The organism is Curtobacterium sp. AC272, from assembly GCF_979258155.1.
This window is the reverse complement of record NZ_OZ409838.1, coordinates 1,620,867-1,643,535: the sequence shown is the minus strand read 5'-3', so window position 1 is coordinate 1,643,535 and position 22,669 is coordinate 1,620,867. Positions and strand designations below refer to the sequence as shown.

At 71.9% G+C, this 22,669-nt stretch carries 28 protein-coding genes; 21 read left to right on the top strand and 7 right to left on the bottom strand.

Annotated features, from left to right (window positions below):
* Nucleotides 1-2 precede the first annotated feature (2 nt).
* Genes ACZZ0J_RS08360 through ACZZ0J_RS08350 form a run of 3 tightly spaced genes read left to right on the top strand, consistent with a single transcriptional unit; the run spans nt 3 to nt 1,591 of the window.
* The gene (locus tag ACZZ0J_RS08360) at nt 3-536 is read left to right on the top strand and encodes a type II toxin-antitoxin system VapC family toxin (RefSeq protein ID WP_463436214.1); all 534 of its coding nucleotides are present in this window, start codon (nt 3-5) and stop codon (nt 534-536) included.
* 37 nt (nt 537-573) lie between these two features.
* Nucleotides 574-1,113, top strand: coding sequence for a hypothetical protein (locus ACZZ0J_RS08355; protein ID WP_463436213.1), 540 nt, complete (start codon nt 574-576; stop codon nt 1,111-1,113).
* A gap of 52 nt (nt 1,114-1,165) precedes the next feature.
* Nucleotides 1,166-1,591 (top strand): hypothetical protein, encoded by a 426-nt coding sequence (locus ACZZ0J_RS08350; RefSeq protein WP_123673765.1) that lies wholly within the window; start codon nt 1,166-1,168, stop codon nt 1,589-1,591.
* A gap of 54 nt (nt 1,592-1,645) precedes the next feature.
* Here ACZZ0J_RS08350 and ACZZ0J_RS08345 read toward each other — a convergent pair whose 3' ends face one another.
* On the bottom strand, nt 1,646-1,840 hold the full coding sequence (locus ACZZ0J_RS08345) for a hypothetical protein (RefSeq protein WP_463436212.1): 195 nt from the start codon (nt 1,838-1,840) through the stop codon (nt 1,646-1,648).
* Nucleotides 1,825-2,433 carry an SDR family oxidoreductase gene (locus ACZZ0J_RS08340; protein ID WP_463436211.1) on the bottom strand — a complete coding sequence of 203 codons (609 nt, stop codon included), beginning with the start codon at nt 2,431-2,433 and terminating at the stop codon, nt 1,825-1,827. Before ACZZ0J_RS08340 ends, ACZZ0J_RS08345 begins: the two co-directional genes overlap by 16 nt.
* A 54-nt stretch (nt 2,434-2,487) precedes the next feature.
* Between ACZZ0J_RS08340 and ACZZ0J_RS08335 the strand changes: the two genes are divergently transcribed.
* From ACZZ0J_RS08335 to ACZZ0J_RS08310, 6 genes are all read left to right on the top strand, one after another.
* Nucleotides 2,488-2,685, top strand: coding sequence for a hypothetical protein (locus ACZZ0J_RS08335; protein ID WP_463436210.1), 198 nt, complete (start codon nt 2,488-2,490; stop codon nt 2,683-2,685).
* On the top strand, nt 2,622-3,329 hold the full coding sequence (locus tag ACZZ0J_RS08330; RefSeq protein WP_463436209.1) for a helix-turn-helix transcriptional regulator: 708 nt from the start codon (nt 2,622-2,624) through the stop codon (nt 3,327-3,329). The genes ACZZ0J_RS08335 and ACZZ0J_RS08330 overlap by 64 nt, the downstream gene beginning before the upstream one ends.
* Nucleotides 3,330-3,619: 290 nt before the next feature.
* Nucleotides 3,620-4,609: an ATP-grasp domain-containing protein gene (locus ACZZ0J_RS08325; RefSeq protein ID WP_463436208.1), complete on the top strand. Its 990-nt coding sequence runs from the start codon at nt 3,620-3,622 to the stop codon at nt 4,607-4,609.
* Between the two features lie 108 nt (nt 4,610-4,717).
* A complete protein-coding gene (locus ACZZ0J_RS08320; RefSeq protein ID WP_194646903.1) occupies nt 4,718-5,758 on the top strand; it encodes an LLM class flavin-dependent oxidoreductase in 1,041 nt (346 codons plus the stop codon).
* Nucleotides 5,758-7,077 (top strand): O-acetylhomoserine aminocarboxypropyltransferase/cysteine synthase family protein, encoded by a 1,320-nt coding sequence (locus ACZZ0J_RS08315; protein ID WP_463436207.1) that lies wholly within the window; start codon nt 5,758-5,760, stop codon nt 7,075-7,077. Before ACZZ0J_RS08320 ends, ACZZ0J_RS08315 begins: the two co-directional genes overlap by 1 nt.
* Nucleotides 7,078-7,086: 9 nt before the next feature.
* Complete coding sequence (locus tag ACZZ0J_RS08310; protein WP_194646901.1) at nt 7,087-8,019, top strand: 4-(cytidine 5'-diphospho)-2-C-methyl-D-erythritol kinase; 933 nt, start codon at nt 7,087-7,089, stop codon at nt 8,017-8,019.
* A gap of 49 nt (nt 8,020-8,068) precedes the next feature.
* Here the strand turns inward: ACZZ0J_RS08310 and ACZZ0J_RS08305 are convergent, their stop codons facing one another.
* The gene (locus ACZZ0J_RS08305; protein WP_463436206.1) at nt 8,069-9,721 is read right to left on the bottom strand and encodes a glycosyltransferase family 39 protein; all 1,653 of its coding nucleotides are present in this window, start codon (nt 9,719-9,721) and stop codon (nt 8,069-8,071) included.
* A 95-nt stretch (nt 9,722-9,816) separates the two neighbouring features.
* Here ACZZ0J_RS08305 and ACZZ0J_RS08300 point away from each other — a divergent pair, with 95 nt between their 5' ends.
* From ACZZ0J_RS08300 to ACZZ0J_RS08270, 7 genes are read left to right on the top strand one after another with little or no spacing between them, the layout of a single operon-like run.
* Nucleotides 9,817-10,887 (top strand): ThiF family adenylyltransferase, encoded by a 1,071-nt coding sequence (locus tag ACZZ0J_RS08300; RefSeq protein ID WP_463436205.1) that lies wholly within the window; start codon nt 9,817-9,819, stop codon nt 10,885-10,887.
* Between the two features lie 53 nt (nt 10,888-10,940).
* Entirely contained in the window at nt 10,941-11,357 is a 417-nt protein-coding gene (locus tag ACZZ0J_RS08295; RefSeq protein WP_463436204.1) for a TOBE domain-containing protein, read from the top strand.
* Nucleotides 11,354-12,163 carry a molybdate ABC transporter substrate-binding protein gene (gene modA / locus ACZZ0J_RS08290; protein WP_463436203.1) on the top strand — a complete coding sequence of 270 codons (810 nt, stop codon included), beginning with the start codon at nt 11,354-11,356 and terminating at the stop codon, nt 12,161-12,163. Before ACZZ0J_RS08295 ends, modA begins: the two co-directional genes overlap by 4 nt.
* A gap of 3 nt (nt 12,164-12,166) precedes the next feature.
* Nucleotides 12,167-12,967: an ABC transporter permease gene (locus tag ACZZ0J_RS08285; protein ID WP_463436202.1), complete on the top strand. Its 801-nt coding sequence runs from the start codon at nt 12,167-12,169 to the stop codon at nt 12,965-12,967.
* Entirely contained in the window at nt 12,964-13,989 is a 1,026-nt protein-coding gene (locus ACZZ0J_RS08280; protein WP_463436201.1) for an ABC transporter ATP-binding protein, read from the top strand. The genes ACZZ0J_RS08285 and ACZZ0J_RS08280 overlap by 4 nt, the downstream gene beginning before the upstream one ends.
* Before the next feature lie 12 nt (nt 13,990-14,001).
* Nucleotides 14,002-14,661 carry a calcium:cation antiporter gene (locus tag ACZZ0J_RS08275; protein ID WP_463436200.1) on the top strand — a complete coding sequence of 220 codons (660 nt, stop codon included), beginning with the start codon at nt 14,002-14,004 and terminating at the stop codon, nt 14,659-14,661.
* Nucleotides 14,658-15,101 carry a calcium:cation antiporter gene (locus tag ACZZ0J_RS08270; protein ID WP_463436199.1) on the top strand — a complete coding sequence of 148 codons (444 nt, stop codon included), beginning with the start codon at nt 14,658-14,660 and terminating at the stop codon, nt 15,099-15,101. Before ACZZ0J_RS08275 ends, ACZZ0J_RS08270 begins: the two co-directional genes overlap by 4 nt.
* Before the next feature lie 136 nt (nt 15,102-15,237).
* Here ACZZ0J_RS08270 and ACZZ0J_RS08265 read toward each other — a convergent pair whose 3' ends face one another.
* Genes ACZZ0J_RS08265 through ACZZ0J_RS08255 form a run of 3 tightly spaced genes read right to left on the bottom strand, consistent with a single transcriptional unit; the run spans nt 15,238 to nt 17,798 of the window.
* Complete coding sequence (locus ACZZ0J_RS08265; RefSeq protein ID WP_463436198.1) at nt 15,238-15,477, bottom strand: MoaD/ThiS family protein; 240 nt, start codon at nt 15,475-15,477, stop codon at nt 15,238-15,240.
* 3 nt (nt 15,478-15,480) lie between these two features.
* On the bottom strand, nt 15,481-16,545 hold the full coding sequence (gene moaA, locus ACZZ0J_RS08260) for a GTP 3',8-cyclase MoaA (protein WP_463436197.1): 1,065 nt from the start codon (nt 16,543-16,545) through the stop codon (nt 15,481-15,483).
* A 5-nt stretch (nt 16,546-16,550) separates the two neighbouring features.
* On the bottom strand, nt 16,551-17,798 hold the full coding sequence (locus tag ACZZ0J_RS08255) for a glycosyltransferase 87 family protein (RefSeq protein ID WP_463436196.1): 1,248 nt from the start codon (nt 17,796-17,798) through the stop codon (nt 16,551-16,553).
* Nucleotides 17,799-17,861: 63 nt separating this feature from the next.
* On the opposite strand from ACZZ0J_RS08255, the gene ACZZ0J_RS08250 reads away from it, so the two are divergent.
* From ACZZ0J_RS08250 to pheA, 5 genes are read left to right on the top strand one after another with little or no spacing between them, the layout of a single operon-like run.
* On the top strand, nt 17,862-18,827 hold the full coding sequence (locus ACZZ0J_RS08250) for a cytochrome b/b6 domain-containing protein (RefSeq protein ID WP_463436195.1): 966 nt from the start codon (nt 17,862-17,864) through the stop codon (nt 18,825-18,827).
* A complete protein-coding gene (locus ACZZ0J_RS08245; RefSeq protein WP_463436194.1) occupies nt 18,824-19,390 on the top strand; it encodes a molybdopterin-dependent oxidoreductase in 567 nt (188 codons plus the stop codon). Before ACZZ0J_RS08250 ends, ACZZ0J_RS08245 begins: the two co-directional genes overlap by 4 nt.
* Nucleotides 19,387-19,836, top strand: a complete 450-nt coding sequence (locus ACZZ0J_RS08240; protein ID WP_463436193.1) for a hypothetical protein — start codon at nt 19,387-19,389, stop codon at nt 19,834-19,836. The genes ACZZ0J_RS08245 and ACZZ0J_RS08240 overlap by 4 nt, the downstream gene beginning before the upstream one ends.
* Nucleotides 19,837-19,864: 28 nt before the next feature.
* Complete coding sequence (locus tag ACZZ0J_RS08235) at nt 19,865-20,410, top strand: MarR family winged helix-turn-helix transcriptional regulator (RefSeq protein ID WP_123291838.1); 546 nt, start codon at nt 19,865-19,867, stop codon at nt 20,408-20,410.
* 53 nt (nt 20,411-20,463) lie between these two features.
* Nucleotides 20,464-21,420 carry a prephenate dehydratase gene (gene pheA, locus ACZZ0J_RS08230; RefSeq protein WP_463436192.1) on the top strand — a complete coding sequence of 319 codons (957 nt, stop codon included), beginning with the start codon at nt 20,464-20,466 and terminating at the stop codon, nt 21,418-21,420.
* Nucleotides 21,421-21,535: 115 nt separating this feature from the next.
* Here the strand turns inward: pheA and ACZZ0J_RS08225 are convergent, their stop codons facing one another.
* Complete coding sequence (locus ACZZ0J_RS08225; RefSeq protein ID WP_131921472.1) at nt 21,536-22,612, bottom strand: diacylglycerol/lipid kinase family protein; 1,077 nt, start codon at nt 22,610-22,612, stop codon at nt 21,536-21,538.
* Nucleotides 22,613-22,669 lie beyond the last annotated feature (57 nt).

Here is a 22,669-nt window from a genome sequence, read left to right as displayed (position 1 = left end):
CCGTGTTCGAGCGACTCACGCCCGAGCATTTCGACGAGCACCGGGTCCTCGAGTTCAACGACTGCGCCGCGCGCCCGGACGCCGTCCTCGTCGATTCGAGCTTCCTCCGGAGCGCGCTGCGCCGGACCGATCGTCACAAGATGGAGTCGGTCGCGTTCCTCGACCACCTCGACCTCGCGGGTACAGAGATGATGTACAGCGGCTACGCGGAGTTCGAGGTCCTGCGAGCTGCTCACGGAATGGTGACGCAGGCCGCTCGTCGCCATGTCGCCGCATGGCGAGAACTGTTGCGGTCGACGCAACTGCACTGGGTCGGGATCGATGCCGTCAGCGATGAGGTCCCAGATCTCATGGAAGAATTCGGCCTGACCGTCTCGGGTGCATTGCACGTCGCAACAGCTCGGCATTGGGAAGTCGACGGCTTCGTGACGGTCGATCCTGCGTTCGGGGTCGTCGACAAGGAGCGCCTCCCGCTGATCATCGACGCCGAAGGTGCTCAGCTGGCGCGTCGCCTGCGGGCAGGTTCTCAGCGCTGATCCGCGATGGCGGTGTCCTGCGGCCTACGATGGCGGCATGACCGACGGAACGGTTCGCTCGCACGCGCAGGGGATGGCGCCGGACCGTGTCCTCGCGGCGACGGGCAAGTCACCGGACGAGTGGCACGTGCTGATCGACACGGCGGGCGGAGCCACCATCGGGCACGCTGCGATCGCGTCGTGGATCGTGGGCCAGGGCGTCGAGCCGTGGTGGGCGCAGGGCATCACCATCGGGTACGAACAGGCACGTGGGCTCCGCATCCCCGGGCAGCGCACAGACGGCACCTTCGCGGTGTCGGCCTCACGGCAGGTCCCTGGTGAGCGCGAGGCGGTGCTCGATCGGATCGTCCCGGTGTTCGCGGCCGCACTCGGGTCCACGCCGACGTCCGAACGCCGCGGCGGCAAGCGCCCGTCGGCCCGGTGGACCTTCCCCGACCGCGAATCCGTGCTGCTGAACACCGAGGACGGTCCCAAGCCCGACACCGTCCGCATCTCGGTGCAGCGGGAACGGCTCACCGGCCCCGAGCGGATGCCGGACGCCAAGGCCGAACTGCAGCAACTGCTCGCCGAACTCTGAGCCCGCGAACGGGGGAGCGCGCGCAGGACCCGCGGACCCCTACGATCGGCGGGTGCGTCGCATCACCCTTTCCCAGTGGCTCGCGATCGTCGCCGTGCTCGGCGGGCTGGTCATCGAGTTCTTCGCCGTACCCGCTGTCGTGCGGGACCCGGCGAACGACGCGGCGTGGGCGGGTGCGGTCCTCGGGGTCGCATTGCCGGTGTTCGGTGTCGCGGTCTCGGCGTTCCGAGACGATCCGAGCGACGTCGATGACGACTTCCGGCCGCCGATGCGCCTCGACCGGCTGGGCCGGGTGGCCGAGGGGGCACTGGCGGTGACGGCGTTCACCGCCGCCTGGGCGGTGACACGGCTGCACCACAAGCCCCTCGACTCGGCGTTGTACAGCGCGGTGGTCGCATCGGCGCTGCCGCTCGCGAGCCGCGCGCTCGACCGACTCGCGCGTCGCCGTGGGGAGCAGGCCGAGGGCAGCGACGACTGACCTGCCCCGTGCACCGAGCACGCCGTGCGCCGGTGCGAACCGACGCGCCGCGGGTCAGTGCGCGCGCGACGCCATCGCCTCGAAGATCTGCTGGTGCGTGCCGTCGCGCTCGGCGAACCGGAGCGGCAGCACGTTCTGCACCAGGATCTCGGGCGATGCCCCCGACTCCAGCAGCGAGAGGACCTCGTCGGCGAAGGCGTCGAGCGGCATGCCACCGAAGTCCGCTCCGCCCATCAGGTCGGTCGACACCGCCGGGGAGCGAGCTCGAGCACCGACACCGGGGTACCGAGCAGCTGCTGACGGAGGGACTGCGTGTACGAGTGGACGCCGGCCTTCGTGGCGTTGTACGTCGGCGTCGCGGTGAGCGGGACGAACGCGAGGCCGGACGACACCGTGACGATGGTCGAGGCGGGCTGCGCCAGCAGGTGCGGCAGGAACGCGTCGATGAGGCGGATCGTGCCGACCAGGTTGGTCTGGATGATCTCGAGTGCGTCGTGGATGTGGTCGGGGGAGCGCAGGTCCTCGTTGCGCATGATCCCCGACATGGTGACGAGGGTGTCGAGCGACGGGTACGCCTCGAGGACGGAGGCGGCAGCCAGCTCGATGGATGCGGCGTCGCCCACGTCGATCTGCACGGTGCCGAAGCCGTGCTCGGCGGCGAGCGAATCGAGGAGCGACTGGCGACGCCCGCCGATGACGACGGTGCTGCCCGCGGCCTGCAGGCGCTGGGCCAGGGCGAGGCCGATGCCGGAGGTCGCGCCGGGGATGAAGACGGTGGAGTTCGTGATGTCCATGTCCACCACCATGCGCCGTCGTCGGCGACCCATCCAGACCTCGGTCATCGGGGGATCGGCGGTCCCTGGCACGGCGGCGGGAACCGGACGACAATCAGGACCATGGACCGCGCTGCACTCGCCGACTTCCTCCGCCGTCGCCGCGAACTGCTGCGCCCCGAGGACGTCGGACTCGGCCAGGACCACGACGCCGGACGCCTGGTCTCCGGCGCGAAGAAGTCGCTGCGCTCGCGGGCATGTCGGTCGACTACTACACGCGGCTCGAGCAGCAGCGTGGGCCGCAGCCGTCGGAGCAGATGATCGCCGCGATCGCCCGGGCGCTCCGCTGCAGCCTCGACGAACGCGACCACCTGTTCCACCTGGCCGGGCAGAACGCGCCGACCCGGTTGCACCGCGCCGACCACGTCGACCCCGCGATCCTGCGGGTGCTCGACCGGCTCGAGGACACCCCCGCGATCGTGGTCAGCCACCTGGGCGAGACCCTGGTCGAGAACCGGCTCGCGGCGGCATTGCTCGGGTCGTCCGTCAGCTTGCCCGGCAACGAGCGCTACCAGGCGTGGCGGTGGTTCGTGACCGGAGACGAGCTCGCGAAGTACGCGCCGGAGCAACACGAGCGACTGGCCCGGGTGGTGGTGGCGTCGCTGCGGGCGGCGGTGGGGCTGGCCGGACCGGGGGACCGTCGGGCCACCGAGCTGATCGCCGAGCTCGAGACCCGCAGCCCCGAGTTCCGCCAGCTCTGGGCACTGCATGAAGTGACGAGTCGCTGGTCCGACAACAAGACGATCGTGCAGCCGCAGCTCGGCCGGATCACCGTCGACTGCCAGGTCCTGCACACCGACGACCAGGCCCAGGCACTGCTGCTCTTCACCGCACCCCCAGGATCCGAGGACGCGCAGAAGCTCGAGCTCCTCGGCGTCGTCGGCCAGCAGGCCTTTGCTGGCTGACGCGGCGCACGGTGCGGGTCCGTCCGGCTCGTGCGAGGTTGGTCGAGGCCGCACGGTGCGAGGCCGATGATCCCGTGCGCCGTTGACCGCTCGGTGCCGCGCTTCATCCCGCCACCGAGCGATCAACCTCGCACCGGCCGGACAAGCGCGCACCGTGCGACCCGGACCCCCGAACCCCCGGACCCCCGAACCCCCGGCCCCCCGGCTCTCTCTCCCCCGGACGCACCACACGAAGCAACCGCGCGTCACACACTTGGCCGCGTGCGGTATACCGTGCCTAGGGTGGGCGGGTGAGCACTCCCCGCGTGTACGTCATCCACGAGAACCCCGAGTGGTTCCCGCCGCTCGCCGCAGCCTTCGAGGCCGAGGGCGTCCCGGTGCAGGAGATCCTGCTGACCGACGGACAGATCGACCTCGGTGCCGAGCCGGAGCCCGGTGTGTACTGGTCCCGCATGTCGGCGTCGAGCCACACCCGCGGCCACGAGCACAGCAAGGAGTACACCCGCGCGGTCCTCGGCTGGCTCGAACGATCGGGTCGCCAGGTCGTCGGCGGCAGCCACGTGCTCGAGCTCGAGGTCTCCAAGGTGGCCCAGCACGGGCTGCTGCAGAACGCCGGGTTCGACGTGCCCCGCACCACCGCCGTGTTCGGCACGACGACGCTCAAGCAGGCCGCGCGCACCTTCACGAACGGCCAGGACGTCCCGTTCATCACGAAGCACAACCAGGGCGGCAAGGGCCTGGGCGTCCGCCGGTTCGACTCGCTCGCCGAGTTCGACGCCTACGTCGACTCCCCGGAGTTCGAAGCGCCGGTCGACGGCATCACGCTGCTGCAGGAGTTCCTGACGGCCCGTGAGCCCTTCATCACCCGTGTCGAGTTCGTCGGCGGCGAGTTCGTGTACGCCGTCCGCGTCGACACGAGCGCCGGCAGCTTCGAGCTGTGCCCGGCCGACGCGTGCGAGGTCCCCCAGGTGATCGCTGGAGCGGTCTGCGACGTGCCGGGAGCCGAACAGCCGAGCGCGTTCAGCGTCCGGACCGAGGTCACCGCCGAGCACCCGCTCGTCCAGCAGCTCCGCACGTTCCTGGCCGACCAGCGCATCACGATCGCGGGCGTCGAGTTCATGGAGACCACGGACGGCCGCACGGTCGTCTACGACATCAACACGAACACGAACTACAACCCCGCCGTCGAGGAGTCCGCGCCGGCCTCCGGTCCACGCTCCATCGCGCGCTACCTCGGTGGCCTGCTGGAGACGCAGTACGCGGCGCAACTCACGGCCTGAGCAGGCAAGAACCACCGGACAGGAGGCCCGTGGCGGGCCCGCCACGGGCCTCCCGTCCGTTCCGCGCCCCTTCCCGGGCACTCCCCACCTCCCCAAGGAACTCACCCCGTGCGATTCGGATACTGGACCCCGCTCTTCGGCGGCTGGCTGCGCAACGTCGACAACGAGAACATGCCGGTCACCTTCGACTACGTGAAGCGGCTGGCGCAGCGCGCCGAGCGGATCGGCTTCGACCTGACGCTCGTGCCGGAGCTCAACCTCAACGACATCAAGGGCACGGCCGCGCCGTCGCTCGAGGCCTGGTCACTCGCCGCGGCCATCGCGGCGACGACCGAGCGCCTCGAGATCATGGCGGCCATGCGCCCCGGCTACCACCTGCCCGCGGTGACGGCGAAGCAGGCGGCGACGATCGACGACATCTCGTGCGGCCGCTTCACGTTCAACGTGGTGAGCGCGTGGTGGGCGGAAGAGGCCAAGCAGTACGGCGGCATCTTCTCGGAGCACGACGACCGTTACAAGCGGACGGCGGAGTTCGTCGAGGTCATGAAGGGGATGTGGCGGGAGACGCCGTACTCGTTCTCGGGCGAGTACTACGACGTCCAGAACGCCCACCTCGAGCCGAAGCCGCGCGTGACCCCGCGCATCTACGCCGGCGGCGAGAGCGAGGCGGGCAAGGCCGCGATCACCGGCTACGCCGACGCCTACGTGACCCACGGCGGCACGGTCCCGGAACTCCGCACGAAGATCGCCGAGATGAAGCAGCGCCGCGTCGACGCCGGACTGCCGCCGTTCGAGGCGTTCGGCATGGCGGCCTACGTCATCGTCCGCGAGACCGAGGAAGAGGCGCAGGCCGAGCTCGCGCGGATCACCGACGTGCAGCACGGCAACGCGTACGAGTCGTACCAGGACTTCATCTCCAAGTCGCAGCTCGAGCACGTCCCCTCGCTCGAGGACTACTCGGTGTCGAACCGCGGCCTGCGCCCCGGGTTCGTCGGCACGCCGGAGCAGGTCGCTGCCCGGATCAAGGAGTTCGAGGACGCCGGGGTGGACACGCTGCTGCTGCAGTTCTCGCCGCAGCTCGAGGAGATGGACCGCTTCGGCGAACAGGTCATCCCGCTCGTCCGCCCGATCGTCGGAGCGCAGTCCTGATGGGTGCCGCGGAGACCGACGCCGAGGACGGCTGGGCGTTCGAGACCCGGCAGATCCGCGCCGGCTTCAAGGCCGACCCGGGGTTCGGTGGCAACGTCCCGCCGATCGCCCAGACCGCGGCCTTCGTCTACCCGTCCGGTGAGGACGCGGCGGACCGGTTCATGCTCAACGCTCCGGGGCACACGTACTCGCGCGTGAACAACCCGTCGGCGGCGGCGCTCGAGCGGCGCATCGCGGACCTCGAGGGCGGCGTCGGTGCGCTCGCGCTGGCGTCCGGCCAGGCGGCCACCTCGTTGGCCGTCCTCGGCGTCGCGCGGGCCGGTGACCACGTCGTGTCGAGTGCCTCGCTGTACGGCGCGACGTACACGCTGTTCGCGTCGACGCTGCACGACCTCGGCATCGCGTTCACCTTCGTGCAGGACCCCACGGACCTGGACGAGTGGGCTGCCGCCGTGCGTCCGGAGACGAAGGCGTTCTTCGGGGAGTCGATCCCGAACCCGCGCGGTGACGTCCTGGACTTCGCCGGGGTGGCCGGGGTCGCGCACGACGCCGGCGTCCCGCTCATCGTGGACAACACCATCGCGACGCCGTACCTGGTCCGTCCGATCGAGCACGGTGCCGACATCGTCGTGCACTCGGCGACGAAGTACCTGGCCGGTCACGGCAGCGCCATCGCCGGGCTCATCGTCGACAGCGGCAACTTCGACTGGGCGGCCCACGCCGACAAGTTCCCGCAGCTCGCGACCACCGAGCAGTCCGGGTTCGCGAACACGGACTTCGCCGAGAAGTTCGGCCGCCGCGCGTTCATCCAGCGCACCCGGTCGAAGCTCTCCGCCGACCTCGGTCCGGCGATCGCCCCCTTCAACGCCTTCCTGGTGCTGCAGGGCATCCAGACGCTCTCCCTCCGGATGGAGCGGCACGTGTCGAACGCGGCCGCCGTCGCGTCGTGGCTGGACGCGCACGACCAGGTGCTCGGCGTGCACTACGCGGGACTGCCGTCGTCGCCGTGGCACCACCTGCAGCAGCGGTACGTGCCGAAGGGGCCGTCGGCGGTCCTGGCGTTCGACCTGGACGGCGGGGTCGAGGCCGGACGGCGGTTCGTGGCCGCACTCGAGCTGTTCGACCACGTGTCGAACATCGGGGACGTCCGGTCACTCGTCGTGCACCCGGCATCGACGACCCACGTGCAGATGACGTCGTCGGAGCGGGCAGCGGCCGGTGTGGGCGACGGGCTCATCCGGCTGTCGATCGGCCTCGAGCACATCGACGACGTCCTCGCCGACCTGGCGCGGGGCTTCGCGGCAGCCGCAGCGGGATAGGTTGGGGGCATGACCACGTTGGCCGCCCCGACCCGCGTGCGGACGCGCGCCCCCGGCAAGATCAACGTGTTCCTGTCCGTCGGTGCGCTGCAGGACGACGGCTACCACGACGTGGCGACCGCGTACCAGGCCGTGTCGCTGTACGAAGACGTGACGGCCGAGCACGCCGACGACTTCTCGGTGACCTTCACCGGTCCGATCGACACGTCGGACGTGCCGGTCGACGAGTCGAACCTGGCGATCCGTGCGGCCCGGCTGGTGGCCGACGCCGCTGGGCACCGGGGCGGAGTCCGGTTGACGATCGACAAGCAGGTTCCGGTGGCCGGCGGCATGGGTGGTGGCTCGGCGGACGCCGCGGCCACGCTGCTCGCCGTGGACACGCTCTGGGGCACCGCCCTCGGGCGTGAGGAACTGCTCCGTCTCGCCGCGCAGCTCGGCGCGGACGTGCCGTTCGCCTTCGCCGGTGGCACGGCCGTGGGCACCGGCCGCGGCGACGAACTCAGCCCCGCGCTGGCGAAGGGCGAGTTCCACTGGGTCCTCGCGCTGAGCGACGACGGCCTGTCGACCCCGGCGGTCTACCGTGCGCTCGACGAGCACCGGGAGCGCTACCGCGCCGACATCGCACCGGCGCCGTCCCACCCCGTGGTGGAGTCGAACGTGCTGCAGGCGCTGCGTGCCGGTGACCCCGACCTGCTCGCCGACTGCGTCCACAACGACCTGCAGGCCCCGGCCATGCGGCTGCAGCCCGGACTCGCGTCGACCCTCGAACTCGGCGAGAAGGCCGGGGCGCTCGCGGGTCTGGTGTCGGGCAGCGGTCCGACGGTGGCGTTCCTGGTCGGTGACCGTGACGCCGCGCTCGAACTGCAGGTCGAGCTCAGCGCCGCCGGCCTGGTCGCGCTCCGTGCCACCGGTCCGGTGCACGGCGCCCGCCTCGTGCACTGACCGTACGACGAAGCGCTGACCGTACGACGAGCACTGACCGCCCGTCAGCTCAGCGGCTGTACTTCCAGAGGATGACCGTGTCCTCGTGCCACCAGCGCACGACGTGGAACCCCTGTGCCTTCAGCGTCTCGGACACCTGCGGGCGGATGTTCCGCGACGTCGCGCCGACGAACCACACGGTGTCGATGTCGTCCAGGCGAGCGGGCACCGTCGTGGCGATGTCGCCGTTCGTGTTCCAGAGCTCGCCGCGTTCCACTCCCGTGCTCGTGATGGCGAGGTCCCGCATGCCGGTGAAGGCCTCGGGGTAGGCGTCGGCGATGACCTGCGCGGTCGTGGTGGGGTGCCCGTACACGCTGCCGTAGATGACGCCTTCGTCGGAGTCGGTCGCCCAGTTGCGCTCGCGCTCGATCACCGCCGCGGCGTTCGCCCAGTGCGAGGACTGCTTGGCGTGCGGCAACCGCACGATCGTCGACGTCGGCACGGACACCAGGACCATGCCCACGACCGCCACCGCGATCCAGCGTCGCGGGCGGATGGCCGTGATCGCCAGTCCGATCAGGAGCGCCACGAACGGCAGGCTGATGCTCGCGTACTTCGGGGAGTAGAGGTGCTCACCGGCGGCCGTCGCGGCGATCAGGAGCGCGGTCGGCAGGATCGTCAGGGGCACCGCGACCCGGACGGCCTGCATCCGCAGGACGTCACGCGCGCCGGGCGCCGGGCGTCGGACCGCGCGCACCGTCAGCACGACGGCGACGATCATCAGCACCCAGCCGAGGGTGGCGTACGGGTAGACGACCCCGAACCAGGCCGTCGCGAAGACCTGCCGCAGGGTGGCCCACCCGATGCCGGTGATCCAGCCGACCTGCTTGGCCTGACCGGCCGCGAGCCCGATGAACGGCAGGACCACCACGGCTGCGGCCGTGGCGGCGACGGCCCAGCGGACGACGACGGCGCGGTCCACCATCGCCGGGGGCACAGTGCCGCGGCGGTCGGTCACCGAGGCCTGCCGTCGGGCCGCCCGATCGGCGACGCCGGTCCACGCGAGCACGACGCCGTGCGCCACGACGGCGAGGGACAGGTAGACGTTGAACAGGACGGCCACGGCCGCCAGAGCGCCGTAGACGATCCACCACCGCGTCGCGTGGTGCCGCACCCGGGTGCGACGGACCGCGGTCAGGCCGACGAGTGTGAGCAGCGCGGCGAAGGTGGTGACGGTCGCGTACGGGCGGCCCTCGGTGCCGGCCCAGGCGACGCGGGGCAGCAGCAGGAAGACCAGGCCGGAGACGACCCCGAGCCGGACACCGCCGAGGCGCCGGCCGAGCGCCACCACGAGTGCGGCGGCGATCCCGATCGCCAGGGCACTGGGGAAGCGGAGCGTGAACGGGGTGTATCCGACCAGGGCGAGCCAGACGTGCATGAGTGCGTAGTACAGGCTGTGCACGGCGTCGACGTTCTGCAGCTCCGCCCAGAGCGCCGGCCAGCTGCGCTGCGCGCTCGTCAGGGTGGCCGCTTCGTCGTACCAGACCGACGGCACCCACGTGAAGGCCGCGGTGACGACGACTCCGACCACACCGATGGTGATCTCCGGTGCCCGCACCAGTGCCCGGACGGTCGAGCGGGCGAGCGCCCGGAGCCGTGCGCGCGTCGACGCATCCGACGTCGTGCGTCGGACCGTGACGGTGCCGGTGCGGGGAGAACTCACGCCCGCGACCGTACCGAGCGGCACTGAGCATCCGCCGCGTCCACCCGCTGAACATTCACATGCAGGGATTCGGCACGACCGGCCAGAATGACGGGATGGACCCCCTCGTCGCCCCCGTCGCAGCGCTTTCCCCGTGGCGGACCCGGCTCGGGTCGCGGACCGCTGCCCTGTCCGACGTCGGCACCGTCGGACTCCGGCGCCTGGCCGCTTCACGCGTCCTGGTGGTCGGGGCCGGCGGACTCGGGGCTCCCGTCGTCGCGTACCTCGCCGGGCTCGGACGGCTCACGGTCGTCGACCCGGACGTGGTCGACGCGTCGAACCTCGCGCGTCAGACGCTCTTCACGGCTGCCGACGTCGGATCGTCGAAGGCCGAGGTCGCCGTCGCCCGCGCCCGCGCCGTCGACCCGGAACTCGACGCGGTCGCCGTGGTCGGTTCCTTCACCCCGGAGCTCGTCGCCGGGCACGACGTGGTCGTCGACGCGGCGGACTCCGTCCTGGTCACCCGGGCGGTCTCGGATGCCTGCTCCGACGCGGGCGTGCCGTTCGTCTGGGGCACGGTGCTCGGCCACGACGGACAGGTCAGCGTGTTCCGTGACGCCGGGCCGGACGGCGTCGACTTCCACGACCTGCACCCCGAGGCCCTGCCCGACGAGGGCTCGTGTGCCCTGGACGGCGTCGTCCCGGCACTGTGCGGAGCGGTCGGAGCGGTGATGGCCGGGCAGGTGACCGCCCTGGTCACCGGCACCGGCGAACCGTTGCTCGGACGGGTCCTGACCGTCGACGCGCGCCGCTGGCGGTGGAGCGAGAGCCCCGTCCGGCGCGGGCCGGCATCACGCCGTCCCGTCGCGGTCGCTGCGTCGCGGACCGAGCGCATCGCCCCGTCCGCACTCGCCGCGCGCCTGGCCGACCCCGCTGACCCGGTGGTCGTCGTCGACGTGCGCACCGACGCCGAACGCGCGGACGGCGTGGTCGCCGGAGCCGTCACGGGTGACGCGGTGACCGACGACACCGACGCGGCGGACGTGGTCGTCTACTGCGCCCGTGGTCCGCGTGCGGACGCGTGGGCTGCCGCCCAGCCTGCCTGGAGGCACGTGGCGGTCCTCGACGGCGGGTTCGAGGCCTGGCGCCGCGAAGGGTTGCCCGTGGCGATCGGGCACATGTCCTGATTCGACACTGATCGGGTCCAGGGCGCCGCTTCCGCGGCTAGGATCGTCGCATCATGACGCAACTGCGGATCCGCGACGCTGCAAGCTTCCTCGGGGTGAGTGACGACACCGTGCGCCGACTCGTCGACGGGGGCACCTTCAGCCGGGCCACCGACGACGCCGGTCGCGCCGTCGTCGACGGTCGGCAGGTGGCCGAGTACGCCCGGGCGCGGAGCACCGAGCTGGCCGCCCCGGACACCGGTGTGAAGAGCTCGGCTCGGAACCGCTTCGTCGGCATCGTCACCGACCTGGTCGTCGACACGGTGATGGCGCAGGTCGAACTGCAGTGCGGCCCGCACCGCGTGGTCTCGCTCATGAGCGCCGAGGCGGTGCGCGACCTCGGGCTCGAGGTCGGGTCCGTCGCCGTGGCGTCCGTCAAGGCCACGATGGTCACCGTCGAGGCGCCCACCCACCAGGAGGACCCCCGATGACCCGTCGTCCCCGCTCGCTGCTCGTGCCCCTCGCCGTCGTCGCGGCGCTCGGCCTGGCGTCGTGTTCCACCGCCGACGCTCCGGCCGGGTCGTCGTCGCCGTCGTCGTCGTCGAGCGCGGACGCAGACGTGTCGGGCTCGATCACGGTGTTCGCCGCCGCGTCGCTCCAGAAGACCTTCACCACGCTCGGCAAGGACTTCGAACTCGCGCACCCCGGCGCCTCGATCGAGTTCTCGTTCGCGGGCTCGAGCGACCTCGTCACCCAGATCCAGAACGGCGCCCCCGCCGACGTGTTCGCCTCCGCCGACGAGGCGAACATGGCGAAGCTGTCCTCGACCGACCTGGCGAGCGGGTCACCGCGGGACTTCGCGACGAACGTCCTCGAGATCGCCGTCGCGCCGGGCAACCCGAAGGGCATCACGAGCCTCGACGACCTGACCGGCTCCGGCGTCCAGCTCGTCACGTGCGCGGCCCCGGTGCCGTGCGGTGCCGCGACGGCGAAGGTCGAGTCCGCCTCGGGCGTCGACCTGCAGCCCGTCAGCGAGGAGCAGTCCGTCACCGACGTGCTCGGCAAGGTCGAGTCCGGTCAGGCCGACGCCGGGCTGGTCTACGTGACCGACGTGCAGGGTGCCGACGGCAAGGTCGACGGTGTCCCGTTCGACGAGTCGAGCAAGGCCGTCAACACGTACCCGATCGGCGTGCTGAAGGGTTCCGACAACCCGGAGCTCGCACAGGCGTTCTCCGACTCCGTCCGGTCCGCCACCGGCCAGAAGGTGCTCACCGCCGCCGGGTTCGGGAAGCCGTGACCCGTGGCCTCGCGGGCTGACGGACGGCCGCCGGTCGCCTGGTGGCTCCCGCTGCCCGCGGCGCTGGGCGGTCTGTTCGTCGTCGTCCCCGTGCTCGCGATGCTCGGTCGGGTCGACTGGTCGTCGTTCGTCGCCCTCGTCACCTCGACGGCGTCGCTCACGGCCCTCGGGCTCAGCCTCGGCACCGCGCTGACCGCCACGGCCGTCGCGTTCGTGCTCGGGTACCCGCTCGCCGTGCTGTTCGCCCGGTCCCGATCACGGTGGGTGGGCGTCGCCCGCGCCGTCGTCCTGCTCCCGCTCGTGCTGCCGCCGGTCGTCGGCGGGCTCGCGCTGCTGGCGGCGTTCGGTCGCCTCGGGGTGGTCGGGGCGTTCCTCGACGACCACGGACTGCACATCGCGTTCACCACGACAGCGGTCGTCATCGCGCAGACGTTCGTCGCCATGCCGTTCCTGGTGTCCTCGATCGAGGGCGCGCTCCGCGTCGAGGGGGACCGGTACGAGCGGGTCGCCGCCACCCTCGGCGCCGGTCCCACCCGCACGTTCCTCAGCGTCACGACCCCGAGGGTCCTGCCCGGCATCGTCTCCGGGCTGGTGCTCTGCTTCGCGCGAGCGCTCGGCGAGTTCGGCGCGACCCTGACCTTCGCGGGCAGCCTGCAGGGGGTCACCCGGACCCTGCCGCTGGAGATCTACCTGCAGCGCGAGGTCGACCCGGACACGGCCGTGGCACTGGCCGTCGTGCTCGTCGTGGTCGCCGTCATGGTCATCGGCGCCTCGTCGCTCCGGACCCGGGGCGTGGCAGCGTGACCGGGGTCACCGCGCGGATCGTCGTCGAGCGACGAGGGGTCGACGTCGCCCTCGAGGTCGCGACGGGGGAGTGCGTGGCCGTCATCGGGCCGAACGGCGCGGGCAAGTCCACCGTGGTCGAGGCCCTCGCCGGCCTGCTGCCGATCGACGCCGGACAGGTGGCCCTCGGCGGCACCGTGGTGGCGGACCAGCGGCGGACCGTCCCCGCCCACCGCCGCCGCATCGGACTCGTCGCCCAGCGGCCCGACCTGTTCCCGTTCCTCGACGTGGTCGGCAACGTGGCGTTCGGCCCGCGGGCAGCCGGCGTCCGACGCGCCGCGGCCCGTGCCCGCGCGCTCCGTGCCCTGGCTGCCGTCGGCATCGACGAACTGGCAGGACGGAGCCCCGACACGCTGTCCGGCGGGCAGGCCCAGCGCGTCGCCATCGCCCGGGCGCTCGCCACCGACCCGGCGGTCCTGCTGCTCGACGAACCGACGTCGGCGCTCGACGTCGCCGCGCGCGACGAGGTCCGTGCAGCCCTCCGGACCGCGATCGGCGGGCGCCCGAGCGTCCTGGTCACGCACGACCCGGTCGAGGTCGTCGCCCTGGCCGACCGGGTCGTCGTCGTCGAGCACGGCCGGGTCGTCGAGGACGGCACCCCAGCGGCCGTGCTCGGACGGCCCACGAGTGCCTTCGCGGCGGCGTTCTCCGGACTCGCGCTGGTGCGCGGGACCGCCACCGCGGGTGGGATCGCCACCGACGGCGGGGGCGAGCTGGCGTCCGGGACGCACGCCGTGCCTCCCGGTCGGCCAGCCCTGGGCGCCTTCCACCCGACGGCCGCCGTGCTCATGCGGGACGGCGCCGGACCGGAGCGCACCGTCACGTCGCTCGAACCGCGGGACGGTCTCGTGCGGGTGTGCGCCGGCGACCTGGTCGCGGACCTGACCCTGGCGCGGGTCACGGCGCTCGGGATCGGCCCGGGCGATGCCGTCCGCGTCGACGTCCCGGCGTCCGAACTGGCGGTGTACGCGCCGCGCGGTTGAGACAATGGACGGATGACCTCCTGGTTCCCCAAGGCGTGGCCCGTGGCCATCCCGATCCTGGCGGCCGTCGTGCTCGCGTTCTCGTACGGCCGCTACGGACTCGGCACCGTGGTCGTGGCGATCGTCGCGGTCGTGCTCGCCGCCACCGTGCTCGCGGCGGTGCACCACGCCGAGGTCGTCGCGCACCGAGTCGGGGAACCCTTCGGCTCACTCGTGCTCGCCGTCGCGGTCACGATCATCGAGGTCGCGCTGATCATCTCGCTGTCGAGCTCCGGCGGCGCCCAGGCCGAGACGCTGGCGCGCGACACGGTGTTCTCGGCCGTGATGATCACGATGAACGGGCTCGTCGGCCTCGCGATCCTGATCGGGACGCTCCGGCACAACACCGTGCGCTTCAACCAGGAGGGCGCGAGCGCCGCGACGATGACGGTGGCCGCGCTCGCCGTGCTGACCCTGGTGCTGCCGACGTTCACCACCGGCACCGACGACGCGTCCTTCACCGGGACGCAGCTCGTCTTCGTGGCCGTCGCGTCGATCGTGCTCTACGGCCTGTTCGTGGTGACGCAGACCGTGGCCCACCGGGACTTCTTCCTGCCCGTGAACCGGTCAGGGGTGTGCTCGCCGAGTCCGAGGACGCCCACGCTGCCCGGCCGACCGGTCGCGCGACGATGACCTCGCTCGCACTGCTCGTCGTCGCCCTGGTCGCGGTGGTCGGGCTCGCCAAGGTCGAGTCGCCCGCGATCGAGGCCGGCGTGGCCGCTGTCGGGTTCCCGCCGTCGTTCGTCGGTGTCGTGATCGCCCTGCTCATCCTGCTGCCCGAGGGCATCGCGGCGTCGAAGGCCGCCGCCCGCAACCGGATCCAGACGAGCCTGAACCTGGCGATGGGCTCGGCGATGGCGTCGATCGGTCTGACGATCCCCTCCATCGCGGTGGCGTCGCTGTTCATGCCGGGCACGCTGCTGCTCGGGCTCGGGTCGTCCCAGATCGTGCTGCTCGCACTGACGATCGTCGCCGCGGTGCTCACGGTGCTGCCGGGTCGGGCGACGCGACTGCAGGGCGGGGTGCACCTGGTGATCTTCGCCGCGTTCATCGTGCTGTCCGTCTCGCCGTAGGGCGCAGCGCGGCGGCGGGCGGCGGGCGGCGCGGCGGCGTACCTGGTCGAATCGGGCATACCTGGTCGGAAGTTTTGACCCGGTACGCCCGGAAGCACCGGGCATCGCGTGCGTTCTGGGAAAGAACGAGCGCCGCTCAGCCGCCGGCGAAGGGGGGCATGACGTCGACGACCGCGACACCATCGAGCGCGGTGGCTCGGTCGCGGGTGGTCACTCCGTCGACCAGGTACGAGCACCGCTCCTGCAGCGCACTCCAGCGCGACGGGTCGGCGGCGGTGACCTCGCGCAACGCCTCGTCGATCGTGACAGCAGTCGTGGACAGCTCGTCGACGCCGACCGCCGCCCGGGCAGCGGCGAAGAACCGGATCGTGGTCACCGCTCAGCCGCCGATCGCGCTCATGCCGCGCGTCGGGTGCACGAGCTCGTCGCTGTCGTCGCCGTGGTCGCGCGGCTTCGCCCACATCGCCCGGCGCCACAGCTCGGCCACGTCGTCGTCGGAGACCCCTGCGCGCATCGGGCCGAGGACGTCGGTCTCGGCGTCGGAGAACAGGCAGCTCCGGACGTTGCCGTCGGCGGTCAACCGGGTGCGGGTGCAGTCGGCGCAGAAGGACTCGGTGATGCTCGCGATGATCCCGACGGTGCCGAGCAGCACGCCGATGCCCGACGCAGCGGCGTGGTCGCGTGCGTGCACCCGGTACCGCTCGGCCGGGGCGCCGTCCCGCGGGGCCTCGTCCGGCGTCAGCACGAACGACGACGCCAGCAGCTGCCGGGTCTCGGCAGCGGTCACCATCTCGGTGCGGTCCCAGGCGTGGTCGGGGTCGAGCGGCATCTGCTCGATGAACCGCAGCTCGTAGCCGCGGTCGAGGCACCAGCGCAGCAGCTCCGGCGCGGCCTCGTCGTTGATCCCGCGCAGCAGCACCGCGTTGACCTTGATGTCCAGGCCGGCGTCGTGGGCGGCGGACAGCCCGGTGATGACCTTGTCGAGGAACGGGCGGCGGGTCACGGTGGTGAACACGTCCGGGTCGACGGTGTCGAGCGACACGTTCACGCGCCGCAGCCCGGCGTCGTACAGGGCCTGGGCGCGGTGGGCGAGACCGATGGCGTTCGTGGTGAGCGACAGTTCCGGGGCGTCGGGCAGCGCGGCGCACCGGGCGATCACGTCGACCAGGTCGTGCCGGAGCATCGGCTCGCCGCCGGTGAACCGCACCTTGCGCACGCCGAACCGCGACGACCCGATCCGCACCAGCCGCTCGATCTCGGCGGCGGTCATCAGGGCGTCGTCGGGGGCGAAGGGCAGCCCGGCGGCCGGCATGCAGTACGTGCAGCGCAGGTTGCACCGTTCGGTCAGCGACACCCGCAGGTCGATCGCACGACGCCCGAAGCGGTCGACGAGCCCGGCGGACGCCGGGTCCACGGTCGTGCCGAGCAGGGTCGCGGGTGCCATGCGGCTCAGCGTACGTGTTCGACGCGCCGGAACGACAGCCGTTCCCACCAGCGCCGCCAGTCCGACCGGCTCGTGCGCAGGAGCGTGACCACCACGATGACGGCCACGGCGGCGAGCAGCCACCACCGGTAGGCGTCCGTCGACGGCCACACCCCGCGCAGCGCGATGGCGAGCCCGATCGACAGCCACTCCCACCGCCCCGACAGCACGACGAACGGGATGAGCAGCAGCGCGTACCAGGGGTAGCGCGGCGTCACGGCGAGGAAGGTGACGCCGATCATCAGGACCTCGCCGGACCACGGCCGCGACGGGTCGGACAGCCGCCACGCGACGAACGCGGCGGCCAGCACGGCGAGCCCGACCACCACGGTCGCGGCGTCGCCCCGGAACACCAGCGACACCAGGGCGAAGCGCGAGCCGTCCTCGTAGCCCTCCTCGCTCAGGTAGCCGGGCAGGTAGCCGAGCACGTCGAGCCCCGTCGTCAGCACGTACGGCACGTAGAGCAGCCCGAACACGGCGATGCCGACGGGGATCGCCCACCAGGCACGCCACCGCCCGAGCAGCGGCGGGTACACGATCGCCGGGATGAGCTTGGTGGCCGTGGCCGCTCCGAGCGCGATCCCGCCCCAGATCGGTCGGCCGAACGCGACGAGCACGGCACCGGCGGTCGCGAGCGCCGCGCCGAGGGCGTCGACGTGCGAGTTCGTCACGGCCTCGGACGCCACGAGCGGCGACCAGGCCCAGAGCGCCGCCCACCAGGTCGGACGGCCGGTCTTCCGCAGCACCACGACGAGTGCGACGGTCACGAGGAGCGAGAGCAGCAGCCCCGCGACCTGGAACGGCATGTACTGCGCGGTGGCCGGCACGAACGCCCGGACGCCGGCGAACCAGAGCTGCGCCATCGGCGGGTAGATCGTCGTCACGTCGGGGCGGTTGATCGGGGTGCAGTGGCCGTCTGCACCGTCGCCGAGGCCGCGGAACCGGGGCTTGAGGTCGTCGCACGTGCCGTTCACCTTGTCCGGGAACAGCCAGTCGGGCCGCAGACCGGACAGTGCCGTGGACTGGGGGTGTGCGCGTACGGTGAGACTCCGGCATGCTGGACGATGCCGTCCCACGCGTACCGCGCCGAGTCGGTGCTCGTGCTCGGGGCCGGCCAGCGCCGCGAGACCGACCACCACTGCCCCGACCATGACCACGGCGGTCATCCACCGGGCGGGCACGAACCGCAGTGCGAGCACAGCGATCACGAACACCGTCCAAGCGATCAGCGTCCACGCAACGAATGACGAACGAGTGTCGGATCGGAGGAACCCCAGATGCGTGACGCCGAAGGCGATGACGCCCGCGAGGGCAAGTACCCCGACGACCGCGCCCACGACGGCGACGCGGGCACCGGGTCCGACGGCGGAGGACGGTCGGACGGCACGCAGTCGGTCGCTCATGGTCCGTCGAGGCTAGCGGGCGTGCGGCACCTGCTGTTCGAGGCGCGGGCCGCACTGGCCTCGCCGAACCGGAACGCGCGCTCCGCGGTGGTGCTCGGACGACTGCTCGGCATCGCCTTCGTGGTCTGCTTCGGCACCGGCATCTACAGTCACCTGCTGCAGGAGCCCCTCGGCTGGATGCGGTTCCCGACCCGGCCGACGCAGCTCTACCAGTTCACGCAGGGCCTGCACATCACCACCGGCATCGCGATCATCCCGCTGCTGCTGGCCAAGCTCAACACCGTCATGCCCGCGCTGGTCCAGGTCCCGCCGGTGCGCGGCGTGCTGCACCTGTTCGAGCGGCTGTCGATCGCCGTGCTCGTGTCGGCGTCGATCATCCAGGTCACGACCGGCCTGCTCAACACGTACCAGTGGTACCCGTGGCCGTTCCCGTTCCGCCAGGTGCACAACGCGATGGCGTACGTGATCATCGGGTCGCTCATCATCCACATCGCGTCGAAGCTGCCGGTGATCGCGCGCTACTGGCGGAAGCGCGACTCCTACGACGAGCAGGGCCGGTTCATCGCGGACCCCGCGTCCGGCAGTGAGTTGCTTCCCCGGTACGGGAGGCCCGCCCCGCGTCCGCCCCGCCGGCTGCGGGTGCCGAGACGGCCCAGTCCACGGCCCCCGGCCTGCTCGGCCGCGTGTTCCGCTGGATCGACGGCGTCGACGCGGTCGACGCAGCCCCGGACGAACCGGTGGCCGATGCGCCGGAGCCGACCCGGGCCTCCCGGTCGGTCGAGGAGCGTGCACAGGGCCGACGCCAGCGGATCGCACGACGCGGGTTCTTCGGTGGCGTGACGGCCGCGGTCGTCGGCGTCGTCGCCCTGACGGCGGGGCAGTCCTCGAAGCTCGCCGAACCGTTCAACGTGTTCGGCGCGCGCCAGCGCGGTCTCGGTGCGAACGGCCTGCCGGTCAACCGCACCGCCCGCGCGGCGGGGGTGCTCGCCAGCGCGACTGCCGCGGACTGGACGCTGACCGTCGTGGGACCCGACGTGACCCGGACCTTCGTGCGCGCGGAGCTCGTCGCGCTCGGCACCACCGAGGTCGACCTGCCGATCTCGTGCGTCGAGGGGTGGAGCCAGATGGGCAGCTGGAAGGGCGTGCGGATGCGCGACCTGCTCGGCGCCGTGCAGGCCGAACCCGGATCGCACGTGCGCGTCACGAGCCTGGAACGACACGGCGGCTACCGGATCATGGACATGGGGCCGGAGTACGCCGAGGACCCGACCACCCTGGTGGCGCTCGAGCTGAACGGTTCGACGCTCGACCTGGACCACGGGTTCCCGGCGCGGATCATCGCTCCGGGGCGACCGGGCGTGCTGCAGACCAAGTGGATCGAGAAGATCGAGGTGCTGCGGTGAAGGCCGTGCGGATCGTGCTCGTCGTGCTCGGCGTGCTGGTGGTCGCGTTCGGCGCCTACGTCCTGGTGACGTCGGTCAAGCCGAACCGGATCGGTGGGCTGGCGACCTGGCTGCTCGGCGCGGTGATCCTGCACGACGCGATCCTGTCGCCGTTCGTCGTCGGCGCCGGGCTACTCCTGCGTCGGGCGGGGCGGTCGCTCCGGGCGTGGGTGCTCGTCGTGGTGCAGACGGTGATCGTGCTCGGCAGTGTGCTCGCCCTCGTGGTGCTGCCCGAGATCGCGGCGAAGCGGCACGGACAGAAGAACCCCACGATCCTGCCGTTCGACTACGGCACGCGGTTGCTGATCGTCGAGGGAGTGCTGCTGCTCGTGGTGGTGGCGGTGCTCGTCGTCGGGGTGGTCCGGGCGCGGCAGTCTGCTGTCCGCGGCTCACGCGACACTGGTTAAACCGACAACCATTCGGTAGGATGCAGACATGACCGACGAGACCCCGTGGCTCACCCGCGAGCAGCTGCGCGCGTGGATGAAGCTCGTGGCCGTCATGGAACTCCTGCCGGCGGCGCTCGACCAGCAGCTGCAGCGTGACGCGGACCTGACGCACTTCGACTACATGGTCATCGCGATGCTCTCCGAGACCGACGGCCGCACGCTGCGCATGTCGGCGCTCGCCTCGGCGACGAACGCCTCGCTGCCCCGGCTGTCGCACGTGGTGTCCCGGCTCGAGAAGCGCGGGCTCGTGACGCGCTGCCCCTCGACCTCGGACCGCCGCGCGACCGACGTCCGGCTCACCGACGCCGGGTACGCCACGATCGTCGAGGCCGCTCCGGACCACGTCCGCACCGCACGCCACGTCGTGATCGACGCCCTGAGCGACGAGCAGGTCGTCCAGCTCGACGGCATCGCGGCCGCACTGCTCACACGGCTCGACCCCGAGGGGCGGTTCGCTGCCCTGACGTACCCGCGGGACGACGACGACACCGCGATCTGCGAGGCCCGGCTGACCGGCGCCAGCACCGACTGAACGGCGCTGTGCGCCCGCGTCTGCGGGCTCGGTCGTTGCAATAGGCTCGGCCCATGACCGACCCCGCCGCGCCGTCCGACACGTACTCCTACCTCGGACCCGCCGGCACCTTCACCGAGGCGGCCCTGAAGCTCGTCGAGGCCGCGGCCGGAAAGCCGTGGCGGAGCGTCAACAACGTCGGTGAAGCCCTCGACGACGTCATGTCCGGCCGCTCGGTCGGTGCGGTCATCGCCATCGAGAACAGCGTCGACGGTGGCGTCAGCGCGACGCAGGACGCCCTCGCCCGGATCCCCGGCTCACGGATCGTGGGGGAGTACCTCGTGCCGGTCGACTTCGTGCTCGTCGCGCGCCCCGGCACCGTGCTCGCCGACGTCCGCACGGTGAACGCGCACCCGGTGGCGTACGCGCAGACCCACAACTGGCTCGAGGCGAACCTGCCCGGTCACGGCCACATCCCGGCGTCGTCGAACGTCGCCGCCGCGCTCGCCCTGCTCGAGGCGAACCCCACCGCCGACGCCGCCGTCGCACCGCCCGGCATCACCGACCACCACGACGTCGTCGTGCTCGCGTCGTCGATCGGCGACAACGCCTCGGCCGTCACCCGCTTCGTCCTCGTGTCGAAGACGCTGGCGCTGCCCGAACCGACCGGTGCCGACAAGACGAGCGTCATCGTCGAGCTGCCCGCCGACCACCCCGGCGCCCTGGTCGACATGCTCGAGCAGTTCGCCACACGGGGCATCAACATGGGGCTGCTGTCATCGCGGCCGATCGGTGACGAGCTCGGCCGCTACCGTTTCGTCATCGACCTGGACGGGCACGTGCAGGACGAGCGCGTGGCCGACGCCCTGCTCGGCCTGCGACGGTTCAGCCCCCGCGTGACGTTCCTCGGGTCGTACCCGCGAGCCGACGGCGCGCAGCCCGAGGTGCCGGCGCGCTACTCGGACGCCGCGTTCGTCGAGGCGCGGGACTGGCTACGCGCGATCGTCTCCGGCGAGCCCGACGCGGGCTGACGCGCGGCGGTGTGCTGCGCTCACCGGCCGCTGCTGCTGCCCGGTGCGAGGTTGATCACTCCGTGCGCCCGAACAACCTCGCACCGAGTGAGCAACGCCGCACGGGCCGCACCGCTCAGCGCTTGCGGCCGCGCACCCAGCTCGGCTTCGGCTCGACCGTCGGCACCTTGACGGTCAGTGAACCGGGGTCGATCCGGGCGCGGAACGCCGTGATCTCGCCCACCGGGTCGCCGTCGATCTCGAACTCGTCGGGCTTCTCGAGCCGCAGCGTGAACTCCTCGCCGCGCATGTACCGCAGCGGACGTTCCTGCTTCGCCGCCGTGGTGATGCGTCGGCCGATCAGGGTCTCGGACAGCGCCGAACGCCGGAACCAGCGCAGGATCCCGTTCTCCCAGAAGACGCGGGCACCGATCCGCACCCAGCCGAAGAAGCCGCGGGGGCGCATCACGACGATGTCGAACACGCCGTCGTCGATCTCGGCGTCGGGCAGCAGCATCGCGTTCGCCTGCAGCATGCCGCAGTTGCCGACGATGACCGAGTGCGCGCGCACTGAACCGTTGCGAGCCGACTCGTCGAGCCGGTACTTGAACTCGAAGCCGTCGGTGTCGCGCACGGAGCGCAACAGCGAGTCGAGGTAGGCGAGCCACCCGACGCGCTTCTTCAGCTCGGGGCGGGTGTTCGCGATCATCCGGGCGTCGAGCCCGAGGCCCGCCATCACGACGAAGCCGAACTGCTCGCGGGCTCCGTCCGGCCGCTCGATGCCGATCAGTCCGAAGTCGATCGCCCGCTCGTGTCCGGAGAAGATCGTGTGCGCGCTGCTCGCCAGGTCGTCGAGGGGGAGCTTCATGTTGCGGGCGAGCAGGTTGCCGGTCCCGCTCGGCAGCAGCGCGAGTGAGGCACCGGAGCCGTGCACGACCTCGGCGACGGCGCGCACGGTGCCGTCGCCGCCCGCGGCGGCGACGACGTCGGCTCCCGCCTCGAGCGCTGCGCGGGCCATGCCCCCGCCCGGGTCTTCCTCGGTGGTCTCGAACCACAGCGTCTCGGCCCAGCCGGCCTCCTGCTGGTGCTGTTCCACGGTGGCCTTGAGGGTCGGCAGGTGGACCTTGACCGGGTTGTAGACCACGGCAGCCGTCCGGTGCTCGGTGGGGAGGGCGTCCTGGTCCGCGGGCGCGGTCTCCGAAGGGGTCGACATGGGATCAACGGTACCGATCTGACGCTGCGAGCGGCGGGTTCCTCCCCATGTCGCCGC